Source organism: Chondromyces apiculatus DSM 436, from assembly GCF_000601485.1.
In the GTDB taxonomy this organism is placed as follows: domain Bacteria; phylum Myxococcota_A; class Polyangia; order Polyangiales; family Polyangiaceae; genus Chondromyces; species Chondromyces apiculatus.
Map to the genome: position 1 here is coordinate 74,079 of NZ_ASRX01000061.1, position 20,435 is coordinate 94,513.

At 72.1% G+C, this 20,435-nt stretch carries 14 protein-coding genes; 1 reads left to right on the forward strand and 13 read right to left on the reverse strand.

Annotation, left to right across the window (positions count from 1 at the left end; genetic code table 11):
* Position 1: 1 nt before the first annotated feature.
* From CAP_RS31630 to CAP_RS31680, 11 genes are all read right to left on the reverse strand, one after another.
* Positions 2–1,348: an efflux RND transporter periplasmic adaptor subunit gene (locus tag CAP_RS31630; RefSeq protein WP_231511793.1), complete on the reverse strand. Its 1,347-nt coding sequence runs from the start codon at positions 1,346–1,348 to the stop codon at positions 2–4.
* A 386-nt stretch (positions 1,349–1,734) separates the two neighbouring features.
* The gene (locus CAP_RS31635) at positions 1,735–3,369 is read right to left on the reverse strand and encodes a glycoside hydrolase family 57 protein (RefSeq protein ID WP_044247680.1); all 1,635 of its coding nucleotides are present in this window, start codon (positions 3,367–3,369) and stop codon (positions 1,735–1,737) included.
* Positions 3,370–3,487: 118 nt separating this feature from the next.
* The gene (locus CAP_RS31640; RefSeq protein WP_044247685.1) at positions 3,488–4,447 is read right to left on the reverse strand and encodes a gluconeogenesis factor YvcK family protein; all 960 of its coding nucleotides are present in this window, start codon (positions 4,445–4,447) and stop codon (positions 3,488–3,490) included.
* A 17-nt stretch (positions 4,448–4,464) separates the two neighbouring features.
* On the reverse strand, positions 4,465–5,361 hold the full coding sequence (gene hemC / locus CAP_RS31645; RefSeq protein ID WP_044247688.1) for a hydroxymethylbilane synthase: 897 nt from the start codon (positions 5,359–5,361) through the stop codon (positions 4,465–4,467).
* Positions 5,362–5,366: 5 nt separating this feature from the next.
* Entirely contained in the window at positions 5,367–6,875 is a 1,509-nt protein-coding gene (gene hemA / locus CAP_RS31650; protein WP_231511794.1) for a glutamyl-tRNA reductase, read from the reverse strand.
* Positions 6,872–7,900 (reverse strand): cytochrome C assembly family protein, encoded by a 1,029-nt coding sequence (locus CAP_RS31655; protein ID WP_063748783.1) that lies wholly within the window; start codon positions 7,898–7,900, stop codon positions 6,872–6,874. Before CAP_RS31655 ends, hemA begins: the two co-directional genes overlap by 4 nt.
* Positions 7,901–7,958: 58 nt before the next feature.
* Entirely contained in the window at positions 7,959–8,363 is a 405-nt protein-coding gene (locus CAP_RS31660) for a hypothetical protein (RefSeq protein ID WP_044247689.1), read from the reverse strand.
* A gap of 32 nt (positions 8,364–8,395) precedes the next feature.
* The gene (gene pssA / locus CAP_RS31665) at positions 8,396–9,247 is read right to left on the reverse strand and encodes a CDP-diacylglycerol--serine O-phosphatidyltransferase (protein ID WP_044247690.1); all 852 of its coding nucleotides are present in this window, start codon (positions 9,245–9,247) and stop codon (positions 8,396–8,398) included.
* A 149-nt stretch (positions 9,248–9,396) separates the two neighbouring features.
* A complete protein-coding gene (locus CAP_RS31670) occupies positions 9,397–13,062 on the reverse strand; it encodes a hypothetical protein (protein ID WP_044247691.1) in 3,666 nt (1,221 codons plus the stop codon).
* Complete coding sequence (locus CAP_RS31675) at positions 13,059–14,240, reverse strand: PD40 domain-containing protein (RefSeq protein ID WP_044247693.1); 1,182 nt, start codon at positions 14,238–14,240, stop codon at positions 13,059–13,061. The genes CAP_RS31670 and CAP_RS31675 overlap by 4 nt, the downstream gene beginning before the upstream one ends.
* A 53-nt stretch (positions 14,241–14,293) precedes the next feature.
* Positions 14,294–15,910: a hypothetical protein gene (locus tag CAP_RS31680; RefSeq protein ID WP_044247694.1), complete on the reverse strand. Its 1,617-nt coding sequence runs from the start codon at positions 15,908–15,910 to the stop codon at positions 14,294–14,296.
* Positions 15,911–16,286: 376 nt separating this feature from the next.
* On the opposite strand from CAP_RS31680, the gene CAP_RS31685 reads away from it, so the two are divergent.
* Positions 16,287–16,724 carry a hypothetical protein gene (locus tag CAP_RS31685; protein ID WP_044247695.1) on the forward strand — a complete coding sequence of 146 codons (438 nt, stop codon included), beginning with the start codon at positions 16,287–16,289 and terminating at the stop codon, positions 16,722–16,724.
* Positions 16,725–16,810: 86 nt separating this feature from the next.
* Here CAP_RS31685 and CAP_RS31690 read toward each other — a convergent pair whose 3' ends face one another.
* Together CAP_RS31690 and CAP_RS31695 are read right to left on the reverse strand one after the other, a co-directional pair.
* The gene (locus tag CAP_RS31690; protein WP_044247696.1) at positions 16,811–18,925 is read right to left on the reverse strand and encodes a S8 family serine peptidase; all 2,115 of its coding nucleotides are present in this window, start codon (positions 18,923–18,925) and stop codon (positions 16,811–16,813) included.
* 149 nt (positions 18,926–19,074) lie between these two features.
* On the reverse strand, positions 19,075–20,435 hold a 1,361-nt coding region (locus CAP_RS31695), incomplete at its 5' end, for a CHAT domain-containing protein (RefSeq protein ID WP_156041318.1).

Sequence of the window (20,435 nt, forward strand, 5' to 3'; positions counted from 1 at the left end):
CTCAGGGTGCCTTGGCAGGGGTGGTCGGCTCCGGCGCTCCCGCCGCGACGACCACCTCTGCACCGTCCGATAGCTCCGCGACGTGGTCGACTGCGACCTCTTCGCCCTCGCGGAGCGGGCCGATCACCTCGACGAGATCATCGACGCGGCGCCCCGCTTTCACGAGGCGCTCCGAGACCCGATCACCTGCGCGCACGAACACCCGCGCGCTCGTCCCCGAGGTCCCCACCGCCGTCGCGGGGACGAGCACCGCGGGGCTCGGGTTGCCGCCCAGGGTGATGCGCCCCTGCGCGAAGAACCCGGCGCGCAGCTTGCCGTCCGAGTTGTCGAACTCGGCCTCGACGGGCAGCGTCCGGGATGCGGCCTTCAGGCTCGCGCCGATACGCTTGATCGCGCCCTTGAAGACCTGCCCCGGGTAGGCCGCCACCGTCACCTCCACGGCCTTGCCCATCTCGATGGAGGACACTCCGGTCTCCGGCACATCGATCTGCAGCCGGAGCGGGTTGTCCTTCACGACGACCATCATCGTGCGCCCCACGTTGGCGAACTCGCCGAGGCTCACCTGCCGCTCGGCCACCGCGCCGTCGAAGGGCGCGCGCACCGTGGTGTCGCTCAGCGCCTTGGAGGCGAGCCCCGCCTGCGCCTGCGCCGACGCCAGCGACGCTGCCGTGGCCTGCACCCCCGCGAGCGCCGCGTCGTACTGGGCCGCGGCCGACTGCGCGCGCGTCCTCGCCTCGTCCCACTGCGACTGCGACAGCGCTCCCTGATCGAACAGCTTCTTCACCCGCTCGGACTCGGACTTCGCGAGATCCGCGTTCTCCTTGGCCGACCTCACCTCGGGGACCAGGGTGGGGTCGAGGACCTTGCCCCCCTTGCCGTCCGAGAACACCAGCCGCGCCTTCGCCTGGTTCACGGCGGCGCTCGCGGCCTGCGACTGGAGCTGCGCGTTCTTCGCGTCCAGGATGACCAGCGGGTCACCCTTCTTCACGCGCGTGCCCACGTCGGCCGCGATCTGCACCACGATGCCGCTCGCCTGAGCGGCCACCGCGCTCATCTCGTCGGCGGCGAGCGTCCCGCTGATGTCCAGCGTCTGCGGCAGGGGTCGGACGGCCACGCCCGCGAAGTGCACCGACGGCCTGGCCTTGGCGGGCGTCGTGGCGTCGGGCTTCGCGGTGCTGGTCTCGGGCTTCTTGCAACCCGTGCCGAGCGCCGCTGCTGCCGCCAGCATCAGCGCCACCGTGAGCTGGCCGAGATGTGCGCGACGGGGAGAGGGACCCTCGGACGGAAGGCGAAGCGCCTCGCGAGGTCCGGAGCTGCGGAGGAAGGGACCGATCGATTCTCGTCTCATGGGGATGGATCCAGATCGCTCGATGTCAGGCCGGAGCGCCCTTGGTCCTGCCCTCAGTCGCCAGCGGAGGCAACCTCGGGAATCGACCGGACGGTCATCAAGGGGCGGAGCGAGCCCGAGTGGGTCTGTGGGAGTACTCGTGAGGGAGTCGGGAGATGATAGTGACTGATTGGTCAGCTTCGCAAGGGCGTGGGTGACTTCTCGACCCACCTTCCCGGGATCTGTTCGCTCCAGGGCGGTAGCTGACCGCCCTCCCGCGGCACGTCAGGTAGCCCGGGACACCTCGGACGTCCACGTCCATCCTCTCCGGTTCAGTTCCCGCTGCAGGTCACCCGACACCCGGCTCACAGCCGCCATCCCCCTCTGGATCCCGGGGTGTCTTCAGCTCACGCCAGCGCTTCCCGCAACACGTCGCTGGAGAGTTCGACAAGAAACGGCGTCTGCCTGCAAGCAGCGGCGACACGGGCTGCATCCTCGGGCGTGCATGCCTCGCGACCGGCAATTTCAGCCATCTGGCGTGCACGGCCCGCATGGGCCCGCACCCGCAGCTCGGCATAGGAGGCCGCTTCGTCGCGGTCGATCATGAACGCCCAGTCACTCGCCTGGAGCAGGAGCAGCTCCCGGATGGCCTGGTCCAGCGCGCGTCCCTGCTCATGGCCGAGCTCCCTTGCACGGACGAGCGCGACCCGCACCGGCCGCTCTGCATGGTGCACATGGCGCCACAGCCGCGCCGTCCGAGGTCCGATCCACACCGCACCGAAGCCACCTTCTCCCCAGCTCGACGCGAGGGGCTCCGCCATCCCCGCGGCCCCGTGGCGCTCCAGATAATCGCCGGGCGTGACCAGGGTCCCCTCTCCCTCACCCGCACCTTCCCCGGCGCGTCCGGCGTGTCCGGCGAGCCCGCGCAGGGCGTGCTCGAGGAAGTCTGGGCCTTCCAGCCACCAGTGCCCGAACAGCTCGGCGTCATAGGCCGCCACCACCACGGGCGGCACCGTGCCACGGGGCAGACGCGCGAGGTGCTCCCGACGCCGCGCCACGAACGTCTCCGCGTGAGCCCGCGCCTGCACCGCTGCGACGTCAGGATCGTACGGCGCCTTCTCCATCACGGGGCCGGTGATGCGGTGGAGCTTGAGGCCACTCATGAGCCGCACGCCGTCGGGCCCCAGCTCCTCCCCCAGCACTGCTTCCTCCAGATCGAAGCCCACATCACGGTGGAACTCGCGGTACACGGGGTGCCCCGGGTATCCCTCTGCCCGCGACCACACCTCGCGCGTCGCCACGGGATCACGCCCGAAGCACGCCACCCCTCCGCGCGTCAGCACCGGCGCGTACCCACCTTGCGCGGGGCGCGGCGTGCCCATCTCCAGCGCGTGCGCATCGACGATCGTGCACCCCACCCCTGCCTCCGCCAGCACCGCATCCAGCCGCGGGTGCCAGCCACACTCCGGCAGCCAGAACCCGGGTGAGGCTACCTGTGCGTCCCCGTGCACCAGCGCCCCGAAGCCGGCCCTCCCCAGCCGGATCTGGGCGCGGATCGAGGCGGGCGTCGGGAGCAGCCCCGGGAGAAAGGCGTGCGTCGCCGCCGTGGTCCACAGCGCCAGGTGCCCCGCCTGCGCGTGACGCCGCAGCGCCCCGAGCAGATCCCGACCGCACCCTTCCCACGCCGCCCACGTCGCCTCGATGCGCCGCCGGTAAAAGCCGAGCGCCTCCGTGAGAGGCCCCTGTTCCAGCACGCGCGCAGCGCGCCCCGCCAAGGCTTCAACGCGCCCGAGATGCGCCTCGAAGCGCTGACACAGCATGGGGTCGCGCAGCATGGCCGCGAGCGGCGGCGAGACCGAGAGCGTCAGCGGCGCCCGCACCCCCTCGGCCGCCAGACGATCGAGGACCCCGAGCAGCGGCAGGTACGACTCCCACAGGGCCTCGAAGAACCAGCGCTCCTCGATGGATCGCGGGTGCTCCGGGTGCCGCACGTACGGCAGGTGCGCGTGCAGGACGAGGGCGACGTGGCCGGGCGTGGACACCCTCAGCTCCCGACCGCATGGTGCTGCTGCGCCTCCTGCGCCTCCTGCGCCTCCTGCGCCTCCTGCGCCTCCTGCGCCTCCTGCGCCTCCTGCGCCTCCTGCGCCTCCCGCGCCGACCTCACCACCACCCACGCTCGCGTGACAGCAGCTCGATCGCCGCCGCCAGCTTCCGGGGGTCGTGACGGATGAGCCGCCCTTCGGCCAGCAGATCTCCCGTCACCAGCAGCCCCGGAGGCAGCGCATCTTCCGCGCCGATCAGCACCGGCCGCGACCGCTCCGAAGCGTAGGCATCGAGCCGCGCCGAGGCCCACACCGCGTTGTACAGCACCGCGTCGAGCTGCGCCTCGCCGAGGTACATCGCCATGGTCCCCACGAAGTCGTCGACGGTGTAGCCGGGCGTCTCGTTCGGCTTCGTCATCAGGTTGCACACGTAGAGCACCTTGGCCCGGCTCTCCGCGATGGCCTCGCGCACCCCCTTCACCAGCAGGTTGGGCACCAGGCTCGTGAAGAGATCTCCGGGCCCGATCACGATCAGGTCCGCCTCCGCGAGGGCGGCCAGCGCGGGCGGGTAAGCCCTCGCCTCCGGCTCCAGGTACACCGACAGCACCGGCGCCTCCAGGAGATCGGCCAGCGTATCGATCGACGCCTCGCCCCGGATCACCCGATCGCTCTCCAGGTGCATCACCAGATCCACGTGGTCGGCCGTGACCGGCAGCACCCGGTTCTGTACGGCGAAGATCTCGTGCAGCCGCTCCACCGTGAGCGGGACGGAGCCGGTGATCTCCTGCACGGCCGTGAACAGCAGGTTGCGCACCGTGTGACCGCCCAGGCTCCCCGCGCGGAAGCGGTGGCCGAACAGCTCCTTGAGCGCGTCGGGGTGAGAGGACAGCGCCGCCAGGCACCGGGTGAAATCCCCGGGCGGGAGCAGCCCGTACTCGTCGCGCAGCCGGCCCGAGCTGCCGCCCGAGTCCATCATCGTGACGATGGCGGTGATCCTGGCGTCGAGCGTGCGCAGGCCCGTGAGCAGGGTGTAGTGCCCGGTGCCCCCGCCGATGGTGACGATGTGCGGCCTTGCCATGCCGGCCCGCCCTCGCCTTACGCCGACCTCAGCTCCGCCCCCAGATCCTCGCCGCAGCGCGCGGCCTCCAGCGCATCTTGAGGCCACGGGACACGCCGCTCGCCGGTGCGCATCCGGGACCCGTCTGGCTCCGCGAGGAACGCCCGCAACCACAGCACTCCGCCCGCACGCACCGCGTGAGCCGCCACCGGCATGCGGCAGTTGCCCTCCACCGCTGCCATCACCGCGCGCTCCGCCGACACGCAGGTCGCGGTCTCCGGATGGACCACCGCGGCGAGCGCCTCGTGGGCGCGCGCGTCGTCCACCCGGCACTCGATGCCGAGCGCCCCCTGGCCGATCGCCGGGAGCGACACCTCCGGCTCCAGGATCTCCGTGGCCCTCGCCGCGAGCCCCAGCCGCTTCAAGCCCGCCAGCGCGAGCACGGCGACGTCGACGACGCCCTCCTCCACCTTGCGCAGCCGCGTGTCCACGTTCCCGCGCAGGGGCGTGATCTGCAGGTCTGGCCGCACGGCGAGCAGGGCCACCGCGCGCCGCAGGCTCGACGTGCCCACCCGCGCCCCCTCGGGCAGCGCCTTGAGGGGGGCTCCCGTGCGAGAGACCAGCACGTCCCTCGGATCTTCGCGCGCAGGGATGCACGCCAGCGTGAGCGACGGCGCGATCTCGGCGGGGACGTCCTTGATCGAGTGCACCGCGAAGTCGGCGCGGCCATCGAGCAGCGCCTCCTCCAGTTCCTTGATGAACAGCCCCTTGCCGCCGATGTCCTGCAGCGGCCGATCCTGCGTCTTGTCGCCCGAGGTCACCACCTGAAGCTCCTCGATGACCAGGCTCGGAACGGCGCTCTTGAGGTGCTCCGCGAAGGCACGTGACTGGGCGAGCGCGAGCGCGGATCGACGGGTGGCGAGGACGAGACGCATGACGCTCAGGCTCCCTTGATCCCCGCCGCGTGGGCTGCACCGGGGGGCATGGTGATCGAGACGGAAGGCACGGAAGGCACGGAAGACGCCGAAGACGCCGAAGACGCCGAAGACGCCGAAGACACCGACGGCACAGGTGAAGACGGGGGAACGGATGGAGAAGAGGGCGGGCCCTGCTCCCCCTGGGGTGAGCTGTCGAGATCGAACAGGGCGCGCAGTGCTTCCACGTGATCCTCGGCGCGCTCGTCGCCGGCCAGCCCGCGCAGGCGCGTGGTCGGCACGTGCAGCAGCTTGTTCGTCGCCGCCTCCACCATCATCGCCAGCGCCTGCCGGTCCGCGGCGTTCAGGTGCCGGAGCTTGCCCGCGAGGCTGCGCTCCACCTCCGCGGCGAGGATGGACCTCGTGCGCGCCCGGAGGTCGACGATGGTCGGGGTGAGCGCGCGCGTGAGCGCCCACGCCTCGTACCCCTTCACCTCCTCACGCACGATCTGCTCGGCCCGCGCCGCCTCCACGGCGCGCTCCTGCAGCGACTGCGCCACGATCTGCGACAGATCGTCGACGTCGTAGAGGTAGACGTTGTCGAGATCGTTGACCGCCGGATCCACGTCCCGCGGGACCGCGATGTCGATGAGGAACAGGCTCCGACCGCGCCGCGCCTTGCGGGCCCGCCGCACGAGATCCACCGGGATCACGTAGGTGGGGCTCGACGTCGAGGAGACCACGATGTCCGCCTCGATGACCGACCGCTCCAGCTCGGACCAGGCGCGCGGCTCGCCGCCCACCTCCCGGGCCAGCGCCGCGGCGCGCTCCACGCTGCGGTTCACCACCGTGAGCCTCGCCCCCGCGCGCACGAGGAGGCGCGAGGCGGCCTCCGCCATCTCCCCGGCGCCCACGAGCAGCGCCGTCCTCCCGGCGAGGTCCGCGAAGATCTGCCGGGCGAGCTCGATGGCCACGCTGGACACCGAGACCTGCCCTGCCCCGATGGCCGTCTCGGCGCGGGCCCGCTTGCCCACCTTGAAGGCCCGGTTCATGGCCTGCCCGATCTTCGCCCCGACCGTGCCCGCGCCCCGCGCCAGATCCAGCGCCTCCTTGAGCTGCCCCAGGATCTGCGGCTCGCCGACGACCAGCGAGTCGAGCGAGGTGGCGACGCGGAACAGGTGCAGGACCGCATCGAACCCGCGCGCGCCGGCCAGATAAGGCCGGATCGCGTCCCCCCCGATCGCGCAGAGGGCAGCGACGATGCCGTGGAGCGCCTCGTTCTCGCGCGCCTGCTCCGCCTCCGGGAACGCAGCGCCGCCGGGACGCTCCGAGGTACCCGCGGGCACGGTCACGGCGCGGCGGGGAGCCGCGTAGATCTCCACCCGGTTGCAGGTGGAGAGCACCACCGCCTCGCCGATCGCAGGGTGCGCGACGAGCTGCTGGAGGAACCCCGGCAGCGCCTCGCGTCCCACGGCGAGTCGCTCCCGGACCTCGATGGGCGCTGTCTTGTGAGACAGCCCGACGACGACGATCACCGGGGATGGCCTCCCCGAGGGAGCGCGGGCACGTCGGCCTCGACCTGCGCGCGCGGCTCGGTACGGTCACCGCCTCCGGCAGCGATCGCAGGACGGAACAGGTAGATGACCAGCACCACCCCGGCGCACGCGAGCCCCGCAATGGTACCGTAGGCCGCGCGCCGACCGCGCCACCCCGCCGCGACCCGCAGCACGAGCACGGTGGCGACGAGCAGCCAGGTCGCGTAGCCGAACACGGTCCGCATGATCTCGTCGGGGTGCCCCATCTCCAGGCGCCGCGCCCAGAAGGTGCCGGTCACCACCCCGAGCGTGAGCGGCAGAAAGCCTGCCGCGAGGAAGCGGTGCACCGCGCGATCCAGCGTGTCCAGCGCCGGGAGGTTGCCGGGAGCCAGCGCCGCGCGCTTCCGCTTCAGGCGCTTCTCCTGGACGAGGTAGAGGGTCGCCGCAGCGCCAGCGAGCAGGAAGAAGGCGATCCCGAGCAGGTTCGCGAGCACGTGCGCCGCGATGAAGCCCGACGGCAGCTTGGGCTCGGGCCCGGGCTTGCCGAGGAAGAAGGTCCCGAGGAGGAACGCGAGCCCGAGGGGTCCCACGACGAGGCCGAGCGCGTCGATGCGGAAGCGACGCCGCGCCAGGACGTACGTCGCCGTCGCGAGGAGCGAGGCCACGGAGAGCATGAAGTGCACCGAGTGCACGGGGCACACGTGCGCGACGAAGCTGGCGATGGTGACGTACGCCGCGTGCGCGAGCGCGCCGAGGCCGAGCAGGAGCGGCGCGTGGCGGGTGAACGAGGGCGCCGCCGCCGCGGCATCGAGCGGGAGCGAGGGGAGAGAGGGCCGCCCGATGGGCCGCAGGTCGGGAACGCCTGCGTCCGGGAAGGGAGGGAGCGCGACGGAGGGCAAGCTGGGGGATGGCGCACGCCCCCGCGGCGCGCGGGCCCCGGCCACGTCGAAGAAGAAGAGCGCGCTTGCGCCACCGTAGAGGAGCAGTGCAACCGCGAAGGTGACCGCGGAGAGGGCCTCGGTCATGGGAGACCAGCGTAGCGCGTCTTCGCGCCCAGGTGCGAGCCGGCGCGGGCCTCTCGCCTCAGAGCTTGGTCGACAGGAAGGCGGCCAGGAGGTCCTCGTCCGACTTGACGGCCGCCGCCTGCTTGGTCCCCGAGGGAGGGGCGACCCGGCGGTGGTCGGAGAAGCTGCCCATGGGGGCGCCGATGAAGCCCTGGATCACGTCGTAGGCGTTGTCGCCGATGATCATCGAGCCCTGCAGGATCTCGGCCCCCAGCTCCGTGAGGAACGCCCGCGTCTTGACCTTCCCCACCACCTCGTGGGTGTCCGCGGCGCCGGTCACCTCGGTCAGCACCCGGATGGCCTCGATGATCTTGTAGCGGCGGTTCTCGCCCTTCATGAGGAGCTCATCGCCCCTCAGCTCGATCCGATCGTTCGCAATCCACTCGTCGAGCGCGGCCTGCGGGAAGAAGACCCGATTCCTCATCGGCGCCTACTCTAGCCGAAAGCTCTCGGCCACTACAGCGCCGGAGGGGCCCCGGGGGGCACGGAGTCACGCGGAGGGAGGGAGGCCATGCTGGCGCGCGCATCGCTCCGGACGCCACGCAGGCGGCCCGGGAGCTGCCAGAGCGACTCGCAGATCCCGATCATCACGTAAACCCCGAGCAGCCAGACCAGGACGAAGGCCGGCTTGAGCTGGGTCGAGATGAGGACGCTGGAGCCGACGGCGAAGGCCACCAGGCCCACCGTCCACGCGTTCACCTTCATGTCCTTGAAGGAGCGGAAGCGGATGGTGGACACCATGAACAGCGACAGGACCACCGTGATCCCCAGGATACCCGCCGCGTACTCGGCGCCCCCGATCATCCCGCCCGCCGCGTGGTTGGCCACCACGATGGAGACCAGGATCCCCGCCGCGCCCGGGATGGGCAGCCCCACGATGTACTTGGAAGGCTTGGTCGGTTTGCCCCCCTCGCCCATCGAGAGCACGTTGAAGCGGGCCAGGCGGACTGCCCCGAGGGCCGTGAACAGGAAGGCCGCCACGAGCCCCACGGTCTCGAAGCGGTGGAGCGTCCACTGGTAGACGAGGAGCGAAGGGGCCACCCCGAAGGCCACCACGTCGGCGAGCGAGTCGATCTGCAGGCCGAAGGCGCTCTGGGTCTTCGTCATCCGCGCGACGCGCCCATCGAGCGTGTCGAAGAACATCGCGAAGACGATCAGCAGAGCGGCCCGGTAGAAGTCGTCCTCCGTCTTCGCTGTCGCCGAGATGCGGATCGAATCGAACCCGCAGAAGATCGAGGACAGGGTGATGAGGTTCGGGAGGAGAAACAGCGTCTTCCTCAGTTCCAGACGCCGCCGCTTCTTTACCATCGGGTCCCTCCTTACAGTTCCGACCCGAGAGGCTAGCCTCTGCACTGCGTCATGCGCAAGAACGTTGGCAACAGCGACAGGCCGGAAATATCCGTCTGTTTACGCATTTTCCGAGCTACGTGTGCCTGAGCCACCAACCACGCACACGTTCAACGCGACGCACGAGACGTGCCTGGCTCGCTCCACACACCGTCCGGAACCTTCGCCGCAGCCTCGAAGCGACAGCTCATCGGCCGCACCTCGAAGGCGTTGCGGTCGCTCCCCGCGATGGCGCGGAACAGCCAGGAGTGCGCCAGATCGCCGGTCAGCAGCGCCATCACCCGCGCATCTCCGAGCGGCCTCGCTTCCCAGCCGGAGACACAGGGCGCGGCCTTCGTCCCCTGCAGCACGACCGAGGAGGTGAGCAGCGTCAGGGGCTGCGTCAGCCCACCCGTGCCGCCCGTCCCGCCCGTGCCGCCCATGCTCGCCGTGTCGATCACCGTCACCGGGTGACGCGTCCCGGGGAAGAGCGGCTCTGCCCCCGCGAACATCGGCGCTTCGAGCCTGGCCGTCGACGCCCGCTCCGACGCCGAGCATGGCTTCGGTGCCGCGGGCAGATCCCAGGGCGTCGGCAGCGCGCGGGGTGCTCCCAGGGTGCCATCGCCCTGGAACGCCTGAAACACGGCCCACCCGCGACCCCGCGCCGGGTGCGAGAGCAGGGTGGTCACCCCGATGACGCCTCCCGCATACGACCAGTCCGTCATCCCCAGCAGCCCTGGACCGCTGAGCGGCGGCGTCACCGTGGCCGCATGGATCGTCCACGGTCCCGTCTGCACCGCGTCCAGCGACCCACCCCCGGCTGACGCAGCGCCTCCTGAGGACGTGACACTCCCGGCAGCGCCGTCCCGGTGCGCCAGCAGCACCGTGGTGATGGCTGCGCTCTCATTGAGCTGCAGCATGCCCACCCCCAGCGCACGCCCATCGGCGAAGACCGCATCGCTGCCCACCCGCAGCGCGCGCCCGTTCACACCGGCGGGCCAGGTCGGATAGTCGAAGCGCTGGAGCTTCCCCCGCCCTCCCGGCTCGATGAAGAACGTGTCCGCGCCCTCCGTGTGCGGTCGCACGAAGATCCCCCGCACGGACACCGAGAGCAGCTCCGGATCGTACGCATCCCCCGCGGCAGGCACCACGTCCCCCGTGTCCACCATCCCGGCATCGGGGAGCGTCACCCGCCCCGACGTCCCCTCGATCCAGTTCTCCCAGGCGATCTCCACGTTGCGCATCGGCGTGCCGTCCGGGATCGGCGTCTTCGGAGAGCCCGGCAGGCGCACCCGGGCCGCGGCGTAGCCCTCCATCTGGAAGCTCACATCCAGCGCGGTCCGCGTGCCCTTCCCGGGCGCCGTGAACAGCGGGCGGGTGACGATCTTCGCCTCTCCGCTCCCCGCGCTTCCCGCGCTCCCTGCGCCTCCTGCGCCCCGCGGCGAAGCCTCGGGCAACAGCGCCGCCACCGTCGCGATGGCACCGGTCGGCTCACGCGTGAGCACGGACCACACCGCGCGACCGCGCATCAGCTCGTTGGCGGACGGCATGCCCCAGGCCCCCGCGACCGCGTACTCCACGCGTGTCCACGTCCCACCGCGATCGAGCTCGCACGCCACGGGGGTGCGCACCGCGGGCTCGGTCCTGGCAGGCTCCGGCGACGGCGGCAGCGGGGCCTCCGCCTGCCCGCTCCAGCCCACCCGCGTGACCACGTCGCCCACCAGGCACCCGGCCACGCTGCAGGCCACCGAGAGCACCCCGCCCGCATCCTGCAGGATGGCCGGCGCGATCGGCAGCTCGGCCCAGCTCCCACCTCCATCGAGCGACTCCCACGCCAGGACCGCAGCATCCAGGCCGCGCTCCTGACGCGCCTCCACGGCCACGGCCAGCGCCCGCCGCCCGGCGACGCCGACCATCGCCCCCTCGGCGGGCGGGCTCCCCGTGGACTGGATCCGCCCATCCTCGTCGGTGACGAGCACGACCTGCCGACCGTCGCGCCCGAGCACGAGCCCCACCGCACCATCCTCGGCGGGCACCAGCGCGCTCTCCTCCGAGACCGTGAAGCCCCCGGTCTCCTCGCGCTCCTCGTGCTCCTCCTCGTCCTCGGGCTCGGGGACTGGCCCGTCTCTCTCGGCGGCCCCCGCCGCCGCCCCGGCGCTCCCCTCCTCCTGCACGAGCAGGCGGGGCGCGAACGTCTCGCCGCCGTCGTGCGAGACGAACAGCGCCAGACGCTCGTCCTTGCTCCGCTCGCCCACGAAGTACGCCGAGCGGCCATCCACGGAGAACGTGGGCAGCGCCGCGTACGAGCCCAGCGTGGGCGCCGCCGCGAGGGTCACCACCGGCCGATCGCCCTCCATGCGGATCAGCACCGGCGCTGTCGGACGGCAGGTCTCATCCCCTCCCCGCCCTACCGGCGAGCCGCTCCCGAGGAGATCCGGCTCCTCGTCCCCGCCCTCGCTCTCCGAGCTGCCCGGCTTGCATGCCCCCGTGACGAGCACCGCACCCTCTGGCGAGACGGCGACGCCGAGGCCGTCCACGTGTGGTGTGGTGAGCCGCGCCGCCATCGACCACTTCACGCCACCGTCATCGCTGCGCAGCACCTCGGCGAGGATGAGATCATCCTCCCCTTTGACGCAGACCGCCGCCACGTTCTTCCCGGCAGCGCCGACCTTGATGCTCCCGCAGCTCTCGGTCCCGGGCAGCGCGCGCACCGACAGCGGCCCCTCGAACGTCCCCCCCATCAGCGACCATGATCCTTCGTGCTCCTCGGGCCTCCCGATCTCCAGGTAGCGCACCCCGGTGACCACCCCTCGCCCCATGTGCACGGCCGTCGCCGAGGGCATCGGCTTCGCCTGCGGCACCGCGGAGAGCGCAGGCGGCAGACCGACGCCCACCTTCGTGAACGCCGCCGCGCGGCGCGGCTCCCACGCCACCGATCGCAGCGCGCCTTCCGCCAGCAGCTCCCCTCCCTGCAGCGCCCCCACGCGCCACAGCCCCTCGGGCCCGACCGGCGCGCGCGCCCAGGTGACCCCACCATCCGTACTGTGGAAGAGCGCCTCGGGCACCGCGAGCGCGAGCGCACGACCCCCCTCCCCCGCGACCACGTCGAAGGCCCAGAACGACGCCCCCGCAGCGCCCGCGCCTGCAGGTGACGCGGCTTTCGCGGGCGAAGGGAGCGCCGCTTCCTTCCACGCCCCTTCCCCCTCATCGAGGCGCAGCAGCCCTCCCTCCTCGGTGACCGCCAGCAGGGTCGAGCCCGAGCCCGAGATCCTCCGCAGCGGCAGCGGCGGCGGGATGGTGCGCACGAACGGCCCGAGGGGCGTCGCCGCCTCGTACACCGTGTGGCTCCGCCCGAAGAACCAGAACGCGCTCGCCGAGCGCCGCGACAGACCGACGAGCGGCTCTGGCGCCAGGTAGCGGCTCGGCGTCCCGACGCCTGCGCACACGTCGACGTCCTCGTCCTCGGGCGTCGACACGCTCTCGGCCGGCGCGACCGACCAGCGCTGGCCGCTCTCTGCGACCCCCACGCACGTACCATCCGGGAGCCTGAGCGCCGCTGTCGTGCCGGAGGGTGCCGCCGGGTGATACCCCCAGCGCGCCGGCGAAGCGTACGCCGGCGCCGCGACGTCGATCGCCGCGACCTGCGCAGGAACCGCGGAGGCCCCCGGAGGTGCCGACCCGGAGCAGCCCACCCCTGCGGCCAGCGCACAGACGACGCCCGGCGCGCGCAGGGAGACGGTGCGCCGCGCGCGCCGCGCGTGCCGCACGTGCCGCACGTCGCCGCGCGAGCGCCTCATTCGACCCAGCGCGCCACGAACAGGTTCGTCTCCCCGGGCTGGCTTCCGAACCGGTTCGACGCGAACACCAGGTACTGCCCGTCCGGCGAGAACATCGGGAACCCATCGAACCCTTCGTACTCGGTGATCCGCTCGGCGGGAGCTGCGCCCTCGGCCGTCGGCGGCGCCTCCGTGTCCACCACGAACAGCTCGAAGTTCGGCACGCCCCGGTGCCCCGGCGGCGAGATCATGTCGGACGAGAAGATCACCCGCCGCGAGTCAGGCAGGAAGTAAGGCCCGAAGTTCGCCCGCCCGTTCTTCGTCACCGTGCGCGGGTTCGACCCATCGGCGGCGGCGACCACGATCTCCAGCTTGCTCGGGCGCACCAGCCCCTTCCCGAGCAGCGCCTTGAAGTCCTCCAGCTCCTTGCCCTCGGGCCGGCTGGCGCGCCACACGAGCTTCTTCGAGTCGGGCGAGAAGAACGCGCCCCCGTCGTAGCCCGGGGTGTTGGTGATGCGCTTGATGTCGGTCCCGTCGAGCTTCGACGTGTACAGCTCCAGGTCCCCGTCGCGGGTGCTCGTGAAGACGATGCGCGACCCGTCGAAGGCGATGGTCGCCTCGGCGTCGTACCCCTTGCCCGTGATGAACGGCTGGATGTCGCTGCCGTCGGCGTTCGCCGTGTAGATGTCGAACTCGTCGAGGGGCCACACGTAGCCCTGCGACCTGTCGGGCTTCGCCGGGCACTCCGGGCTGTTCGCGTGGGTGGACGCGAAGAGCACCTTCTCCGGGCTCTTCCCGCCCGGGTAGAAGAAGTAGCTGCAGGTGGTCTTGCCCTGACCGTTGGAGACCCGCTTCGTCTCACCGCTGCCGAGATCCAGCGTGTAGATCTGGTCGCACGCGTTCCCCTCTCGGGTGGACTGGAGGATGAGCTTCCTGCTGTCCGGCGACCAGTACGCCTCCGCGTTCTCCCCGCCGAAGGTGAGCTGACGGAGCTCGGTCAGGTGCTTCTCCTTCGGGTTCCCCTCGACGGGCTTGCCGGCGCGGATGCTGAAGGGGATCCACTCGGGCTTCGCGGTGGTCGAGGCCTCCGGCATCTGGCCGAGCGGCTCTTTGGGTTTCGGCTCGGGCGTGGCGCACGCGGCCGAGAGGAGCGCGGAGGACGCAGAGAGCGCGAGGAGCAGAGGGAGCAAGCGGCTCATGGGCTGCGCACTGTAGTACAGGAGCGCAGCCCTGGAAGCCTCGGCAGCGCGGATCAGACCTGATCGCGGCGCGCGCGCCGGGGCCGCCGCCGGAGCCCGAGCAGCCCGAGGGCCAGCAAGCCCACGCCACCCATCCCCGCCGCGCCCGCCGCGCCTGACGCGCCCGTCGTCTCTGACGCGCCCGCCGTGCGGCACCCGCAGCCGCTCGACTCGCCAGCCGTGCCGGTCCCGCCCGAGGCCCCACCGGAAGCCGCGCCACCTTCACCACCGGCGCCACCCGTCGCGCCGCTGCCCCCGACGCTGACGCCCACGGTGATCCCCGTCGTGCCCCCGCCGTTCCCGCCGGTGCCCGCGTTGGGATCGTCCACGCACGCCCCCTCCGTGCACACCTGCCCGCTCGGGCACGTCGCGCCCTCGCACGAGTCCACGCAGGTCCCGGCCACGCAGTGCGTCCCCGCGTCGCAGGTCACCGTCAGGCAGGCCTCTTCCAGGCACACCCCGCTCTGCGCCTCGCAGGAGAGCCCTCCCGCGCAGGGCGCGCACGAGCAGCTCGTCCTGCACACCCCGTTGTCGCAGACCTGCCCGTCGTCGCACATCACGTTCGCGCAGGGGTCCACGCAGGCGCCCACCCGGCACACCGTCGGGTAGGGGCAGCTCACCCCGTCGCACGGCGCCTTGCAGGTGCCTCCCACGCAGACCTGCCCCGCGTCGCACACCACGTCCGCGCAGGCAGGATCCACGCAGAACCCGTTGGCGTCGCAGACCTTGCCGTCGAAGCAGACGAACTCCCCGATACCGCAGGCCTGCACGCACGTCCCCTTGTCGCAGACGTAGCCTTCCTGGCAGAGGTCCCCGTTGTCGGTGGCGCCATCGCAGTCGTTGTCGATCCCGTCGCAGGTCTCACCCGAGGCCGGCACCAGCCCCTCGCACACCACGCCGCCCGACGCACACTGCGTCACCCCCTGCGCGCACACCCCAGGGAGCCCGGTGTCGCACGGCTCGCCGCCGCCCGAGCAGACCAGCCCCTCAAAGAAGTAGACGTAGTCGTTGTAGTCGCCGTCGTTCTGGAAGCTGTTCGGCGTGGCGCCGACGTTGCCGTCCTCGAACGCGAGGTAATAAGCGTTCGCCGTCACCGTGGAGGCGTAGATCACCCCGGTGATCCAGTTCCCCGGCGGATTGCACCCGCTGCAGAGCGGGTTCCACTTCTGCTCGGAGTAGTGGGTCTGCCCCCCGACCAGCGCGAAGCCGATCTCGCCGTTCAGGTAGTTCGGATCGTTCTTGATGTCGGTCGCCGTGATCACCGTGCCCACCGGCGAGCCCGCGGGCACGATGACGTGGATGTCCGCGAGCGCGGGCGCCGTCGTCGCCGCCGGGTCCACGTTGTACCAGCCGACTCCGAGCGAGGAGCCCGACTGCTTGAGCACGAACGTCGCCCGGAAGTCGCACAGCGGCGAGAACGTGGCCGGCGAGGTCTTCCCATCCTGCTGGTAGTCGAGGTTCTCTCCGCGCTGGGCGAACAGCGTGAAGAGCTGGGTCTCGCCATTGTTGGAGTTGACGGGCATCACCTGGCCGTTCGGCTGGGTGACCAGCGCGGCGGCTGGCGATGCTCCCGCGAGCGAGGCGAGCACGAGCGAGGCGAAGGCAGGCAGGAGGGCGGAGTTCCGCGGCATCTCTCATGGATACCGGAGCTACCTCCTCACTTCAACGTCCCGGCTCGGCTCGGCCTCGTCTCCTTCATCCCCCACCATTCATCCCCACCATCCTCCAGGCCCGCCATCAGGTTCCACGCCTGCCATCAGTCCCTCGCCCGCCTCGCCCGCCTCGCCCGCTCCTCTCTCCCCGGGCCAGCCCGATTCTTTTTCGCCTCCCCTGTCAGACGCCCGGGCCGCGCCGCGTAGGCCGAGGGACCAGAGGAAGCCTGCGCTGCGCAGGCGCGGTCCGCACGGAGCGCGCGCACCTCCACAGCCACGCGCCTCTGGGATTGCCCATCCATGTTCACACCGCGCGCATGCCTGAGCGGCGTGCGCGCGACGAAGGAGATCGTCCATGAAGACCTCGCGGTTCCTCGGCGTGCCTGCGCTCCTCGCGCTCGCCCTCACCTCGTTCGCCGCGTGCACGCAGCAGGACCTGCCACCGATCGTGGACGAGGAGGAGGAAGCAGGCGTCGAAGCCACCGGGGATGCCGTCGACGCCGTGTGCGACACCGGCACCCAGTGCTGCCCCGTGACGGCGGCCTGCGCCGCGCTGACGGACGCAAACCTGCTGGCGATGTCGAACATCGGGAAGCAGCAGCTCGGTACCTGCTACTGGCACGACAACAGCAACTGCCCGACCTGCGCGTGTCCCTTCTACCTGAAGAACGCCAAGTACCCGTGGCCCAGCGGCTACAATGGCGTCGGCACGGGCTGCCTCTCGAGTCAGGCGCAGGTGCTCCAGAACCTCCGGAGCCTCTGCGCGGCTGGCGAGTGCGGCTGCGACTTCTAGGCGTTCCCCCTACCTTGAGCCCCCTCTGCGGCGGGGGGGCCTTCCCCCCGCCCGCGAGGCCCGCGACCCCACCCCCACCCTGACGGTCACACCGCGCTCAGGGCTCCAGCAGGATCTGCTCCGTGATCGAGGCAGTGGTCATGGTGCTGGGGTCGGTGACGACCCACGAGAGCGAGGCCGACTGCACCACGCTGAGATCCTGGGCCCACGGGATGTCGCGCACGGTGAACGGCATCGTGCTGGAGGTCACCTGCAGAGGGCTCGGCAGCGCATAGGGACACGCTGTGGGGACGCCCTTCCAGCGGAGCGATCCCCGTCAGCGTCAGCGTCATGCCCGTCAACACCCGCTGCGTCGGGAAGCTGGCGCCGATCTCCACGTACAGCCGGCGGTCGGAGCGGCGGAAGACGCATGCGCCACACGGAGGTCGCTCGGGTTGAGGATGCACCCAGGGAGCAGCCGCGAGGCTCCTGTACAGCGAGGACCCGATGGGTGTGCCGAGTGGCTGGGCAGGGCCAGCGTACGACACTGCGTCTGCGACATCGCCTGCGAGGAGACCTCCCAGCGCCTGCGACCATGCGGGGTTCTGGGTCGCCTCTGCCGGCGGCGCAGGGACACACTTCATCCCCTGCGCGGGACAGGTCGTCGCGCTCTGTCCTGGCGGACACCCCGCCACGAGCGCCTGGCACCGGTCGACGCGGCGCACCTCGTCCGCGACGCCGGGCGCAGCGAAGTCGGCCTTCCGGAGAAGGAGCGTCCCGGAGCGGTACACCAGATCCATGACCTCGGTGGCCGTGAGATCCGGCCGGTAGGCCCACAGCGCCGCCGCGATCCCGCTCACGGCCGCGGCGGCGACCGACGTCCCTGTCAGCGGCACCGGAAGCTTCACCGGATCCTCGCCAGCGACTCCCCCGAAGGCCAGCGCCGCGAGGCGCGGGCTCCCCCCGGTCCGCGCGCGAACGATGGGACGGTCGGCGTAATCGACGCCGCCCACAGCGAAGAGGAGCGCGTTGTCGACGGGCAGCGACGGCGCGGAGGACGGCGCGTAGAGCAGCGGTGTGGTGCCCATCGCGAGCGCATAGCCGGGCGCCTCGATCGCCGCACACCTGCTGGCGCTGGGCGCGCTCGTCACCGACCAGGCCGCGGGGCAGACCGGCCCTCCGGGCATGACGGTGCCCGCGGGGTGAATGGGCTGGGGCCCCCCGGGATCATTGCCCGCGGCTGCCACGACGAGCGCGCCGTGGCAGGCGGCATGCTCGAGCGCGAGGAACACCGCGCGCTCGGAGAGCGAGAGGCCTCCTGGCACTCCCGGATCGCCGCACCCCGCGTCGGGCTCCCAGCCGACGCTCAGGTTGATCACCAGCCGGCCCCGCGCCGGATAGGCGCCCTTCCACGCCTCCACCGCCCGGAAGATGGCCTGCGCGAGCTGCCCCCGCGTCCCGAAGTAGCCGCCCCTCAGGAGGTTCACGCTCGTGTTCGAGACGTGTGGGAGCGCGAGGTGGGTGGTCACGTGCCCGGTACACGCTCCAGGTGGACATGCCACCTCGCGGGCGATCCAGGCCATGGTGTACCCATGCTCGAGCAGCCCGTGCGGGATCGTCCCCTCGACCGCATCCGGTGAGGAGTCCACCACCGCGATCTCCACGGCGGACGACTTGCTGGCAGCGGGGAGAGGCCCCGCCGCCCCCAGGTGCTCCAGCATCTCCGCGCGCAGCCAGGGGCGCACCTCGGCGGCGAACTGCCCGGCCAGCGGCTCGACGACGACGCAGTCTTCCGTGATCTCCGTGGCTCCCTGCGCCGTGAGCGCCTGGTGGAGCATCGCCACCGCGGAGGGCGGGATCGCGCCGACGCCTGCCATGGACTCGTAGCGACAGAGCGAGGAGAGCCCCGGCGGCGCCGTCGGTCCGAACAGCGGGCTCACGTTCCAGCCTGGAGGAGGCACCGCGCACGCCGCGTGCTGCTGCTGCACGGCGATCCACTGACGCCCGGAGCACCCGACGCCCCCGGTCACCAGCGCCTCGGACGCCTCACCCACCTCCTCCTCCGCGGCGCCCTCCAGGGGTGGCGCGGTGACCTCGACACATGCCGCGCCTGCCACGGACAGCAGGCAGGCGACGGCGCTCGGGACGACCCGCGAGGCGCGGGACGGGTGCGCTGTGCGCGGCCATCGGCCACAGCGCGGGGCGGTGAGATCGTTCTCCATGGACTCCTCGGCAAGGCCCGCACTCGGCGCGAGGCGGGCTGTCCGGGATACGATCCAGCCCGCGCGCCTCTGACACGCTCGCCTCCGAGACCACCCTCACGCTCGTGGCGGCGCACGAACAGCGGTCCCGGGCCTCCCTGCCCGCCACCTCAGGGAACGATCGCGCGAAAGCTCTGCCAGTCCACCTTGTTCCCCTCGCGCACCACTGCGAGCTGCGCGGCACGCAGCGCCTCGGGGAGGCCGAGGGCCGGATCGACCCCCATCGCCTCGTGGACCCCCGTCATCATCCGCTCGGCCAGCGCATCCTCGACGGGCCGCACCGCAGCGAGGATCTCCAGGGCTCCCCCCACCGCGAAGGCCTGCGCCAGCCCGAGCCCCCCGGACGTGGGCTCCTCTCCGCTGCGCCCCGTCTCGCACCCGGACAAGATCACCCGCTCCGGGACCCGGGGCAGGGCCATGATGTCCCCGAGGGTGAGCCACCCTCCCTCGGCGAGCGGCAGCCCGCTCTCCCAGCCATCCCGTCCCGCGAAGACGCCGTGGCCCGCGTAGTGGAACAGCGTCGCGCCCTCGACATCCAGCGCATCGCGCACCGCCCGGTGCGTCGCCGCCGCGCCTTCGAGGTACGCGGCCTGCCACCCTGCCCCGCGCCCCTCTAGCGCAGCCCGCACCGCGCGCGCCTCCCGCCGCGCGGCCGGCAGATCCCCCCGCGGATCGGCCACGAGGATCGCGCGCCTCGACGCCCGGACGGCCCCCCCGGCCACGCGCAGCCCGCCCTCACGGAGGTCCAGCCCGTACACCACGGGCCACCGCGCCACGACCGGCTCCCCTTCCCAGGGAAGCGCGTGCACATCCACGCGCTCCAGCGCCCCGAACGCCGCCACCCGCAGCCGCCGCGATCGCTGCAAGAGATCGCCGAACGGCGCGAGGAGCTGCGCCGCGAGCTGCGCCTCCGGCGCGCCTGAATCCACCTCCCCGAGCCTGCGCGCGCGCACCTCCCCAGCCGTGACCGCGAACCCCACCCACCCCGCGCGCACCGGGTGGTAGACGAGCAGCACCTCGCCCTCCTCGGGCGTGGCGGGTGCTCCGAGGCGCGCCTCTCCGTCACCACCTTCACCACCCTCCCCACCCTCCCCCGCGACCTCGCCCTCTCTTCCCGGCCGCGCGCCGCTCTCCGCGAGCGTCGCCAACGCCGCCAACGCCGCCAACGCCCCATCGAGCGCCTCGCGCAGCTTGCCGTGCGCTTCCCGCCGCGCCCTCAGCACCTCCGCGAGGCGCCCCCGCGAGAGCGTCCAGTCCCGCGCCGCTTCCTCATCGAGCAGGGCTCGCTCCCGGCGGTAGCGCGCCAGCGCCACGTCCCAGCGCCCGCGTGCCTCCGCCGACAGACCGCCGAGCCGCTCGACCCAGCGCAGCGCCGCGAGCATCCGCGCCCGGCTCCGCCGCGCAGCCCCCGCGGCCTCGCGCAGCGCCTCCTGCCCTGCGCCGCGGCCTTCGCGCCCACCCCCCACCTGGC

Excerpts from the sequence above, each read along its gene's own strand:
- CAP_RS31630 (WP_231511793.1), bottom strand. The coding sequence starts at position 1,348 with ATGAGACGAGAATCGATCGGTCCCTTCCTCCGCAGCTCCGGACCTCGC.
- CAP_RS31640 (WP_044247685.1), bottom strand. The coding sequence starts at position 4,447 with ATGGCAAGGCCGCACATCGTCACCATCGGCGGGGGCACCGGGCACTAC.
- CAP_RS31675 (WP_044247693.1), bottom strand. The coding sequence starts at position 14,240 with ATGAGCCGCTTGCTCCCTCTGCTCCTCGCGCTCTCTGCGTCCTCCGCG.
- CAP_RS31685 (WP_044247695.1), top strand. The coding sequence starts at position 16,287 with ATGAAGACCTCGCGGTTCCTCGGCGTGCCTGCGCTCCTCGCGCTCGCC.
- CAP_RS31690 (WP_044247696.1), bottom strand. The coding sequence starts at position 18,925 with ATGGAGAACGATCTCACCGCCCCGCGCTGTGGCCGATGGCCGCGCACA.
- CAP_RS31655 (WP_063748783.1), bottom strand. The coding sequence starts at position 7,900 with ATGACCGAGGCCCTCTCCGCGGTCACCTTCGCGGTTGCACTGCTCCTC.
- pssA (WP_044247690.1), bottom strand. The coding sequence starts at position 9,247 with ATGGTAAAGAAGCGGCGGCGTCTGGAACTGAGGAAGACGCTGTTTCTC.
- CAP_RS31670 (WP_044247691.1), bottom strand. The coding sequence starts at position 13,062 with ATGAGGCGCTCGCGCGGCGACGTGCGGCACGTGCGGCACGCGCGGCGC.
- CAP_RS31680 (WP_044247694.1), bottom strand. The coding sequence starts at position 15,910 with ATGCCGCGGAACTCCGCCCTCCTGCCTGCCTTCGCCTCGCTCGTGCTC.
- CAP_RS31660 (WP_044247689.1), bottom strand. The coding sequence starts at position 8,363 with ATGAGGAATCGGGTCTTCTTCCCGCAGGCCGCGCTCGACGAGTGGATT.
- hemC (WP_044247688.1), bottom strand. The coding sequence starts at position 5,361 with ATGCGTCTCGTCCTCGCCACCCGTCGATCCGCGCTCGCGCTCGCCCAG.